General features: G+C 54.7%; 11 protein-coding genes. 1 reads left to right on the top strand and 10 read right to left on the bottom strand.

Annotation, left to right across the window (positions count from 1 at the left end):
• From ACI3UA_RS07790 to ACI3UA_RS07775, 4 genes are all read right to left on the bottom strand, one after another.
• The coding region (locus tag ACI3UA_RS07790; protein WP_439724248.1) for a hypothetical protein at positions 1-244 on the bottom strand (244 nt) is incomplete at its 3' end.
• 493 nt (positions 245-737) lie between these two features.
• Positions 738-1289, bottom strand: coding sequence for a biotin transporter BioY (locus tag ACI3UA_RS07785; protein ID WP_439724247.1), 552 nt, complete (start codon positions 1287-1289; stop codon positions 738-740).
• Positions 1290-1382: 93 nt separating this feature from the next.
• Positions 1383-2252, bottom strand: coding sequence for a phosphoribosylaminoimidazolesuccinocarboxamide synthase (locus ACI3UA_RS07780; protein WP_439724246.1), 870 nt, complete (start codon positions 2250-2252; stop codon positions 1383-1385).
• A gap of 187 nt (positions 2253-2439) precedes the next feature.
• Positions 2440-4200, bottom strand: a complete 1761-nt coding sequence (locus tag ACI3UA_RS07775; RefSeq protein WP_439724245.1) for a GNAT family N-acetyltransferase — start codon at positions 4198-4200, stop codon at positions 2440-2442.
• A 146-nt stretch (positions 4201-4346) separates the two neighbouring features.
• On the opposite strand from ACI3UA_RS07775, the gene ACI3UA_RS07770 reads away from it, so the two are divergent.
• Positions 4347-4718 (top strand): VOC family protein, encoded by a 372-nt coding sequence (locus tag ACI3UA_RS07770; RefSeq protein WP_439724244.1) that lies wholly within the window; start codon positions 4347-4349, stop codon positions 4716-4718.
• Positions 4719-4791: 73 nt separating this feature from the next.
• Here the strand turns inward: ACI3UA_RS07770 and ACI3UA_RS07765 are convergent, their stop codons facing one another.
• The 6 genes from ACI3UA_RS07765 to ACI3UA_RS07740 all read right to left on the bottom strand — a co-directional run bounded on the left by ACI3UA_RS07765 (position 4792) and on the right by ACI3UA_RS07740 (position 9769).
• Complete coding sequence (locus ACI3UA_RS07765) at positions 4792-5640, bottom strand: class II fructose-bisphosphate aldolase (protein ID WP_439724243.1); 849 nt, start codon at positions 5638-5640, stop codon at positions 4792-4794.
• A gap of 65 nt (positions 5641-5705) precedes the next feature.
• Positions 5706-6137, bottom strand: coding sequence for a PTS sugar transporter subunit IIA (locus tag ACI3UA_RS07760; RefSeq protein WP_439724242.1), 432 nt, complete (start codon positions 6135-6137; stop codon positions 5706-5708).
• A 148-nt stretch (positions 6138-6285) separates the two neighbouring features.
• Positions 6286-7131, bottom strand: coding sequence for a PTS system mannose/fructose/sorbose family transporter subunit IID (locus ACI3UA_RS07755; protein ID WP_439724241.1), 846 nt, complete (start codon positions 7129-7131; stop codon positions 6286-6288).
• Positions 7118-7900 carry a PTS N-acetylgalactosamine transporter subunit IIC gene (gene agaW / locus ACI3UA_RS07750; RefSeq protein WP_439724240.1) on the bottom strand — a complete coding sequence of 261 codons (783 nt, stop codon included), beginning with the start codon at positions 7898-7900 and terminating at the stop codon, positions 7118-7120. Before agaW ends, ACI3UA_RS07755 begins: the two co-directional genes overlap by 14 nt.
• Positions 7901-8043: 143 nt before the next feature.
• On the bottom strand, positions 8044-8520 hold the full coding sequence (agaB, locus tag ACI3UA_RS07745; protein ID WP_439724239.1) for a PTS galactosamine transporter subunit IIB: 477 nt from the start codon (positions 8518-8520) through the stop codon (positions 8044-8046).
• Positions 8521-8563: 43 nt separating this feature from the next.
• Positions 8564-9769, bottom strand: coding sequence for an SIS domain-containing protein (locus ACI3UA_RS07740; RefSeq protein ID WP_439724238.1), 1206 nt, complete (start codon positions 9767-9769; stop codon positions 8564-8566).
• Positions 9770-9886 lie beyond the last annotated feature (117 nt).

The raw sequence follows: 9886 nt of genomic DNA, 5'->3' as shown, positions 1-9886 counted from the left end.
CGCTAAAGGTATTATATGTTTCAGTGAATTCTTCAGTAGTATCAGTCCAAAAAAACACAACTTTGTACGTACCCCCAGTAACATCAAGCAAATGTTTATATGCCAAAGCCACCTCACCAGGCATCATGCCATAAGCCACGCCAAAGCTCAGCGCCATACCTGCCAGCAGGGCCAGCTTTCTGTTGCGATTGGCTTTTTTTCCTTTATGGTCAAAATTACCTCTATTTCCTGTATTCATTTCCATAGCCTTTTCCCCCCTGCTTCCGCCAATTCAGGCACACACCTGAAATATCCACATTTGTCCACTATTATACTACATCTGCCCCCCCGAACAAGACAGAGGGCAGGATTTTTTTTCGCGGCGGACTTATTCTCCCTTCGGACGCAAAAAGAGGGTCAACCACACACCAGGCGCAGGATTGCAGGGATTTTTCCCGTTAGTATGAAAAATAATTGCAAGTGCACTGTTATTGCTATTGACAACAAGTTATTGGTTTGTAGGCGGGCAGAATTCACAAAACACACAAATCAAACAAAAAACACACAAATATGTACAGCACAAGCACCGACATGACAAAAAAATACTGTTGCACTACAAAAATAGCGCAACAGCATTATTTTATAAATGAAAATCACAACATCCAACTCCTGCGGCATACCTGATACTACATTTACCACATTTGCTACATTTGCTACATTTCCTATAGTTTCTACATTTATTGCATTTCCTGCAGTTTCTACAGCTCCCGCAATGCCTTGTTCAGCCGCACGCCCAGAAAAGCGGCCGCCACCGCCTTGATAACATCCCCCGGAATAAAGGAGAACATCGCCATGGTCATAGCCTGCCACAGCTCTATGTGCAGGGTCAGCATCATGTAGGCAATGCCAAAAATATACGTGGCCGGAAATGCCGCCGCCAGCAGCACCAGAAGATACCGCTTCCAGTCATAGCTCCTGCCCTTGAGCCGGCTGACACAGGTATAGCCGACAAAAAATCCCGGAAAAAAGCCGCCGCTTGGCCCCAGCAGCTTGCCGATGCCTCCCTGCCCGCCGGAAAAGACAGGCACTCCTGCCGCCCCCAGCAGAATCCAGGCAAGAATAGCCACTGCCGTCTGCTTTGGCGGCAGAACCAGCGCCGTAACCCCCAGCGCCAGAGTGGTGGCCGTCACCATTACCGGAGAGAAGGGCGTCGGAAAAGCGATATATCCTCCCACGCTGATGAGCGCCACGCACATGGCCATCCTGCCCATGGAGCGGGGCGAAAAAACCGTATTTTTATTCATATTCATAACAAAAAACCTCCCGATGATACCGATATTTCCATATCAGTATACCCCTGGGAGGTTTCTAAGTCAACCAATATAAACAGTTAAGTTTACTATTTACAGCTCCTTGCCGGACAGGAGGGTATATGCTTCCTTGTACTTGGCAATGGTCTTGTCAATAATCTCGTCAGGCAGCAGGTAATCACTGTCAGGGTTGGCCTTCAGCCAGTCACGGACAAACTGCTTGTCATAGGACGGCTGGGACTTGCCTGCCTCATAGCCCTCCAGCGGCCAGAAGCGGGAGCTGTCCGGGGTCAGCATCTCATCACCAATCATGAATGTGCCGTTCTCATCAATGCCGAACTCGAACTTGGTATCAGCGATGATGATGCCATGCTCACGGGCATAGTCAGCGCACTTCTTGTAGATGGCGATGGTGGCATCCCGCATCATGGTCATGTACTCCAGGCCCTTGCCCGGGAACTCCTTCTCCACGTACTTTACGCCTTCCTCGAAGCTGACGTTGATATCATGGTCCCCCAGCTCCGCCTTGGTGCTAGGGGTAAAGATAGGCTCAGGCAGCTGCTGGGACTCTTTCAGCCCCTCCGGCAGCCTGATGCCGCAGACGGTACCATCCTCCTGATAGCTCTCCCAGCCGCTGCCGGTGATGTAGCCGCGGACGATGCACTCCATAGGCAGCATCCTCAGCTTCTTGCACATCATGCTGTTGCCCTGAAACTGCGGCTGCTGGAAAAACTCAGGCATATCCTTATTGTCAACGGAAATCATGTGATTTGGCACAATATCAGCAGTCAAATCAAACCAGAACTTGGACATCTGGGTAAGAACCTCGCCCTTCCGGGTTATCTTGTTCTTGAGAATGTGGTCAAATGCGGAAATACGGTCAGTAGCTACCATGATGATGCTGTCGCCTGCATCGTATACCTCGCGAACCTTACCTGATTTGAATGGCTTATACTCTTTCATAATTTCCTCCTGTATCCTTATGAATTTCTACGTGCTTTAACTCTCTGCACGCCCTAACGCAAATTTTATGATACCACAGAACCGCCTTTTCCTCAAGCTGTTTTGCAGGTTATTCAGGCACCGTCAGCAGGCTGGCACCTGCCGAAACTCCGGCCGATGTCAGGCCGGTATCCGCCTGATATGCAGGCTAATCCAGCACCAGGTTGAAATACCCCCGGCGCTTCAGCCTGGTGGTCTTGAGCCTCTCCGGCAACCACACCATGCCGTCCGGCAACCTGTACTCAAAGCCGCGCACCGGAGGATTTTTCGGATGGCGCCCGGCCACCCTGTCGGCCAGCAGGGGCAGCAGCTTCGGCAGCCGGCACAAATTCAGGGTGGACTCCACAATCCGCATGATGTCCCCGTCAACGGTATACATGAGGATGTGCTGTGGCGGCTCCCCCTCTCCCTCATGACAGCATTTTACCAGCAGGGTTTCTCCCTGCTGAAAGGCGGCATGCTCCATGGCGTAGGCAATATCCTCCTCCAGCCACGCCACATAGCCAGGCCCCTGCCATTTGGCATCGCGAATTGCCTTGTATTCCCTGGCAGTGGCAGGCGTCAATTCCACATCTGCCGCTTCCTGCTCCCTGCATGGCTGCAGGACATAGAATTTCTTGTCGTACACCGGCTGAAAGCCCCGCTTGGCATAGAAAATCCGCAGGCCCGGCTCCGCCGGTGACAAAATCAGCGGCTTCTGCCAGTGGTTCCGGGCAAACTGCAGAATCCGGCTGGAAAGCCCCTGTCCCTGATATTCCGGCAGGGTAGCCACCGCGTATACATAATAGCCCTCGATGTTGCCGATGGCCGTCTGAATATCCGCCGGCAGGAAGCTGGCCATGGACACCGCCCTGCCGTCACGGTAGATTACCAGCATGTTCAGCTCGCTCATGCGCTTTGACATGTAAAAATCAACAAACTCAGGGCTATCGCCAAAGCACTGCTCCCACATGGCATGTATGGCCTCCCGGTCGCGGACAGGGTCTGCCATGACCACATCGGCGGTTTCGGCCACGTATTTTTTCAGCAGGATTTCCGGATAGTAGGACAGCTTGGCCTTGCGCAACCCCAAATCCCCCATGTCATCCTCACGGTTGATGTACTCAAAGCCCTCCGTGGCATGCCGGACAAACTGCTGGTTTATCATAGGGTAGGCTCCCTGCACCTCCGGAAAGGCCTTTTCAAAATGCACCAGAAAGGTATTGGAGTTCAGCGGTTCCCCCATGGTAAAGGCCACAATATCATCATGCCGCCTGAGAACGCCGCCTTTCAGCCCGATGGCTTCATAGTTGACAAAGGCATCCTCCAGCACGGAAAACTCATTTTCCATGTCCTCATTCCACTTTTCCGCCCGGGAGCAGATCCAGTTCCGCGCCATAAACCGCGTTTCCGCCAGATTTTCCCTGGAGATAGGCTCATAGCTCCAGTTCTCATCGTCCTTGAAGCGGGCAATATGGTTGCGTTTTTTCTGCATTTTCTTGCCCTTCAGGGACGCCAGCTTTTCCCGGCTGTACAGGTAGTCATAACAATCACGGTTGGACTCAATCAGAAACCTGCCCGGAAACCATTCCAGCAAAAGCTCCCGCTCATGGGCGAGAATCGGCTCCAGATGCAGGGGTATCCCCTCCCTGCGGCACATTTCCAGCATGATTTCCAGCGCGGCCCGCTTGTCACCGGCGCCGATAGGAAAATAGTATGTCCAGTACGGCACATTTTCCTTCATGGTCTTGTAAATACAGCGAATCACACAACAGCCGGCAAGCTCCGCCACCTGCACATGATACAGCCTCCGATACAGGAAAATCGTGCTGAAGGAACGCTCACAGCTGTTGCAGTCGTCCTCCGCCAGCCGCGCCTTTATCCATGCCTTGTCCTCTATGCCAATCTCGTGAAAATTATAAGCTCCCATTTTTATTACCTACTTACATACTAGACAAATTCATCTTACCTTAACTACGTAAAAGCCATTATATCACAAAAATTGTCATATCGTGCCTTTTTTGATAAAATAATGGCAGAAGCTGTACAATATGTTTATGAAAAGGGGGAGAAAATATGCAGTTCAAAATGATTCACGAAAACTACAACGTGGCAGACCTGGCCAAATCCATGGCCTTTTATGAGGAAGCCCTGGGATTGAAGGAAACTCGCCGCAAGGAGGCCGCCGACGGCTCCTACATCATCGTGTACATGGCCAACGAATATTCTGATTTTGAGCTGGAGCTGACCTGGCTCCGCGACATGGATCGCCCGTACAATCTGGGTGACTGCGAGTTCCATCTCGCCTTCCGCACCGATGATTATGAGGCCGCTCATGCCAAGCACGAAGCTATGGGCTGTATCTGCTACGAAAACCCGAAGATGGGCATCTACTTCATCAAGGACCCTGACGGCTACTGGCTGGAGGTACTGCCGCCGGTAAAATAAATAAGCATCACAAAAAATCCCCTGCTGCGGGAGCTGTCCTCGGACACCCGCCTGACAGGGGATTTTTTTTGCGCTAGGCCTTGCCTGCGGAACCGCAGACGGCTATTTTCTGCTCCACGTAGCTCTGTACCTCGGCCATTCCCCGGCGGCAGTACAGCTTCGGGTCAAAGGCCTCCGGATTCTCCGCCAGAAAATCCCTGACCCCTCTGGTAAAGGCAATCCGCAGATCCGTGGCGTAGTTCACCTTGCAGATGCCGTTCCTGACAGCGGTTCTCACCTGCTCATCAGGCACGCCGGAGGTTCCGTGCAGTACCAGCGGAATATGCACCAAATCTCGGATGACGGCAATCAGCTCCGTGTTGACACGGGGAATTCCCTTGTAGACGCCATGCGCCGTGCCGACGCCCACAGCCAGGCAGTCCACGCCCGTTTCCTCCACAAACTGCTTTGCTTCCGCCGGGTCTGTGTAGGGATTGTCCTCCCCGCCTTCCAGATCGTCTTCCTTGCCGCCGACCCTGCCAAGCTCGCCCTCCACGGACACGCCGCCCGGATGGCAGGCTTCCGCAACACGCCTCGTCAGCGCAATATTTTCCTCCAGCGGCAGTTTTGAGCCATCAATCATGATGGAGGTGTAGCCCGCCCGATAGGCGGACATGGCGCACGCAAAGCTGTCCCCGTGATCCAGGTGCATGACCACGGGAATCCTGCTTCTGGCGGCGGCCGCCGCCACGTTGGCGTAGTAGTAATCCACCCCTGCGTATCGTATCGTAGCAGGGGTTGTCTGCATAATCACCGGTGAAGCCTGCGCCTCTGCCGCGGCCAGCACCGCCATGACCATTTCCATATTCTCCACATTGAAGGCGCCTATGGCATACCTTCCCTTCATGGCCTCCGCCATGAGCTCCTTAGCTGTAACCAGCATACAAAATCGCCCCTCTCCTTGCTGTATCTCTCCTTGCTGTACGGATTATCCGCCTGCGGCGGCCCTCAGATTCCTCCTGCCTGCACATTCTGCACCTTTTTCCGGCTATGATAGGCCGTCACCTGTACCGGCCCTTCCAGCCAGCGCTTTTCCAGCTCCGGCAGGGCGTCCTCCCTGTCAAACAGCGCCTGTAGCACAAAGGGCAGATTGGTACCGCTGAACACCAGGCATCGGCGGCCCGACCCGCCCTCAAGCTCATTGGCGAGAAGAACCGCCTGATTGAAAGGTGTCCCCCCTGCAATATCCGCACAGAATACCAGCTCATCACCGCCAAAGGCCTCTGCCGCCTGCCGCAATTCCGCCTGCAGGCCTTCCCCTGTCATGCCCTCCGTAAAATTTACTGCGGCCAGCTTTTCCTGCTGTCCCGCAATCAGCTGTACTGCCGACAGGATGCCCTCTGCAAATCTGCCGTGCCCGGTAATAATCACACCCGTCATAAAAATCCCCCTTGCAATATATGCACAAAAAATGCCAAAGCCCCTGTCCCGAAGCAAAAGGCGGCATGAACAGCCCCCGCCGTCCCTGCCGCCATAGCGCCCCGGCGCCTCAGCACCTCAGCACCTTAGAAATTAGCATCTCAGCACCTTAGAAAATGCCTATGCCCTTGCCTGCCACACCGATGACAATCGTGAACAGAATCAGCTTTACCGGCGAATAATTCTTTTTCAGCAGATAGTACATGAACAGCGTATAGGCCAGCGGCAACATGTTCGGCATGATAGCGTCAAAGACCTTTTCCTGCAGGGCAATACTTGCCTGCCCCACCACGATAACCCAGGCCAGCTTCAGCTTTATCATGGAGGCAATCAGGCCGCCTACGACGGTCAGGCCGATGATGGAGGCCCCGTGGGAAATCTGCTTCGTCTTTTCCTTCATGGTGGCAATCGCCCTGACACCGGTGTGGTAGCCGTAGCGCATCAGGCCGAAGCGCAGGCTGAAATGAATGATGTTGAACAGGACGAGGAACACAATCGGCCCCGCCGGGTTCGGGTCGGCTCCCATGGCCATGGAGGCCCCCAGCCCCGCCGTAATCGGCAGGAGGGTCAGCCAGCACAGGGCATCGCCGATGCCGCCCAGCGGCCCCATGGTTGCCACCTTGATGGCGCGTATGGTGTTCTGGTCCTTCTTGCTCTCTTCCATGGCCACCACCAGTCCCATGATGAAATTCACCAGAAATGGATGGGTGTTAAAAAATTCCATGTGCATCAGCATGGAGCTGGACAAATCACGCTTGTTGGTATGTATCTTTTTCAGCACCGGCAGGATGCCGTACAGCCAGCCGCAGGCCTGCATGCGCTCATAGTTGAAGGACGCCTGCAGGAACAGGGAACGCCATACCATCGTCACCAGATCCCCCGGAGTGACTACAGCCCGCACAGCCTTGTCCTCATACTCGGCACTTGCCGCTACATTTACATCAGATTCCGCCATTTTGCCGCACCTCCTGCTTCATGTTCCTGCCGCCCCTGTCGGAGCCGTTGGCATAAAAATCATACATGGCAACGCATGCTCCCAGCACTGCCAGCCCCAGAATGGAAATGCCAAAATACGTCACGAGGATGAACCCTGCCAGCATAAAGGCAACGTACTCCTTTTTCAGCATGATTTTCAGCAGCATGGCAAAGCCGATGGCCGGCATCATGCCGCCCGCGGCACCAAGCCCGCCCAGAATCCACGCCGGTACGGACTCCACAATCGCCTGGGCAGAGGATGCCCCGAAATAAATCGGCAAAAACGTCACCAGCGCGAAAAACGCCCCGTGGGTGGCCATGCCCGCATAGTTCAGCATGGCGATGGCGCCGGTGTTGCACCGGGCGCACCAGTGGTCAGCCTTGTGCATCAAAGGCGAAAAGGCCGTAAAAATCAAGGTTACGCATCCCTGAGCCGCAATGGCAAAAGGAATGGCGATAGCCACGGCGGCCTCCGGCGGCAGATGGGATATAATGGCGAAGGACACGCCTATAACGCCGCCGATAACCATGTTTGGCGGCTGTGCCCCGGCCAGCGGCACCATGCCCATTGCTACCAGCTCCAGCGTGGCGCCGGTAATCAGTCCCGTCTGAATATCCCCCAGAATCCAGCCTGCCACCAGCCCCGTCACCAGCGGGCGGTGGATGTGAAGCAGTCCGTTAAACTGGTCAATGCCTATGATAAATGCCCACAGGGTGACCAGCAGGGTCTGTGTCAAGGTTACTTCCATAATAAAACTCCCTCTTTTCCTGTTTCCTGTTTCTTTTCCTGTTTCTTTTTTCTGTTCCTTGCTCCTGTTGTTATGCCTGTTCCTGCCTGTGCTTTTCCGATTCGCGTATTTTCCTGCCGCTATACCCGTCTGCCCAAGACAGCTTACTCGAAAATCTTCTCAACAGGAATGACCGAATCGGACGGCACCTTGCGCAGTTCAATCCTGACGCCCATATCCATCAGGCGCCGTATGGCCTTCTTGTCGTCCTCGTCCACGGAAATGGTGCTGGTAACCTGCTTTTTCCCCTCGCTGAAATGCATGTTGCCAATGTTCAGCACCCTGATGGGCACGCCGTTTTCCGCCAGCCGCAGTGCATCCTGCGGCGTCTTGACCACAAGGAAGATGTGTTGCCAGTCCCCGGCAAGGTTAATTACGTCAATGGTTTTCTGAATGGTAAAATACCTGGTTTCGGCCATGCTTGCCACGGCCATATCCATGAGGTTCTGCTGAACCTCATCCCCTGCCACCTCGTCATTGGCTACCACAATCAGGTTTGCGCCCAGATGGGTGGCCCAGGTCATGCCTACCTGCCCATGAATCAGACGGTTGTCGACGCGTGTAAGTAAAATATCCGGCATAATAATCCCCTCCTGATTTATATATCCCGACCTTATTTCGACCTTATTCCGGCCCTATTCCATCCTGCCGGCCTGTCAGCGGGTGAAGGGTAACCCCCTTCACTACCCTGTTGACACTGCCGCTCGGACACGGCGTATCCGGAGCGATTCCCCTGTGCATGGAGGCGGCCAGCGCAAGGATGTGGTCAAAAAGCACATACCCCAGGGCCAGATAGCCGTCATTCCCCCACTGGCGGCCTGCCTCCTCATCCAGCGCCAGCATATAATCCGCCAGAGCGGCCGCCTCCTCATCGGGAGCCGCCGACAGGGCCAGCACCCTGAAATCGCCCTCCTCCTGCGCCAGTTCCCTGAGAAAATCCATGTCGTACCGGCGGGTATAGCTGTCAGAGGACAGCCACAGGACAACCAGCGTCCTGTCGTCCACAATGGATTTCGGCCCGTGGCGGAAGCCCATGACGGTTTCTGCTACGGCCGCAATCCTGCCGCCGGTCAGCTCCAGCACCTTCAGGCAGGTTTCCCTGGCCAGCCCGTAGAGGGCACCCGACCCCAGAAAGGCAATCCGCTCAAAGCCTGCCGCCGCCAGCTCCGGCAGACCGTGCCCTGCGGACAGTACCCTTCTGCCGCAGGCGGCCAGCTTTTTCACCAGCGCGGCATTGTCCGCCAGATTTTCCATGTCAAAAATCAGAAGCCCTGTCAACAGCATGCAGGTGAAGCTGCTGGTCATGGCAAAGCCCCTGTCATTGGTCTGCGGCGGCATGAACAGGGTCATGGTATGCCCCTGCATTCTGGCGGCCCTTTCGGCCAGCGCCCCCGCAGGATTGCAGGTAATGACAATCTGGTAGACCTCCCTGACAATCTGCTCCGCCAGGTCAAAGGCCCCTATGCTCTCCGGGCTGTCACCACTGCGCGCAAAGGACACCAGCACCGTCGGGCGGTCTGCCTGCAGGAACTGATGCGGCGCTGACACAATATCGGTCGTCGCAAAGGAAAGGACATCCCTGCCCGTCCTCTCCCGCAGGTGCGGCGCAATTATGTCCCCTGCATAGGCCGAGGTGCCTGCCCCGGCAAAGATAATGCGCAGATTTTCTTTTGCCAGCAGAGGCCTGACAAACGCCTCTATGCGCTCCGCCTGCTGCTGCACCATTGCCAGAGTTTCCTCCCAGGCGTCGGGCTGTTGGCAGATTTCCTCCGCTGTACAAAGACCTCCCTTCTCCTTCAGCTCATCATCGGATAAATTCCACGGATTCATGTTACCCCTCCCCTAGAATTGGTTATGATGTACGTACCAGTTGTTTTATGACACGGTTGGTCATGATGTACGTACCAGTTTTTATAAAAAACACCGCAACATAAGTAACGATGCCTT

Source organism: Anaerovibrio sp. (assembly GCF_051866355.1).
Classification (GTDB): Bacteria; Bacillota; Negativicutes; order Selenomonadales; family Selenomonadaceae; genus Anaerovibrio.
The sequence above is the reverse complement of the archived record's forward strand: the minus strand, read 5'-3'. Positions and strand labels throughout refer to the sequence as shown.

Coding starts and splice junctions, on each gene's coding strand:
- ACI3UA_RS07780 (WP_439724246.1), bottom strand. CDS start 2,252: ATGAAAGAGTATAAGCCATTCAAATCAGGTAAGGTTCGCGAGGTATAC.
- ACI3UA_RS07755 (WP_439724241.1), bottom strand. CDS start 7,131: ATGGCGGAATCTGATGTAAATGTAGCGGCAAGTGCCGAGTATGAGGAC.
- ACI3UA_RS07760 (WP_439724242.1), bottom strand. CDS start 6,137: ATGACGGGTGTGATTATTACCGGGCACGGCAGATTTGCAGAGGGCATC.
- ACI3UA_RS07740 (WP_439724238.1), bottom strand. CDS start 9,769: ATGAATCCGTGGAATTTATCCGATGATGAGCTGAAGGAGAAGGGAGGT.
- ACI3UA_RS07765 (WP_439724243.1), bottom strand. CDS start 5,640: ATGCTGGTTACAGCTAAGGAGCTCATGGCGGAGGCCATGAAGGGAAGG.
- agaW (WP_439724240.1), bottom strand. CDS start 7,900: ATGGAAGTAACCTTGACACAGACCCTGCTGGTCACCCTGTGGGCATTT.
- ACI3UA_RS07775 (WP_439724245.1), bottom strand. CDS start 4,200: ATGGGAGCTTATAATTTTCACGAGATTGGCATAGAGGACAAGGCATGG.
- ACI3UA_RS07785 (WP_439724247.1), bottom strand. CDS start 1,289: ATGAATATGAATAAAAATACGGTTTTTTCGCCCCGCTCCATGGGCAGG.
- agaB (WP_439724239.1), bottom strand. CDS start 8,520: ATGCCGGATATTTTACTTACACGCGTCGACAACCGTCTGATTCATGGG.
- ACI3UA_RS07770 (WP_439724244.1), top strand. CDS start 4,347: ATGCAGTTCAAAATGATTCACGAAAACTACAACGTGGCAGACCTGGCC.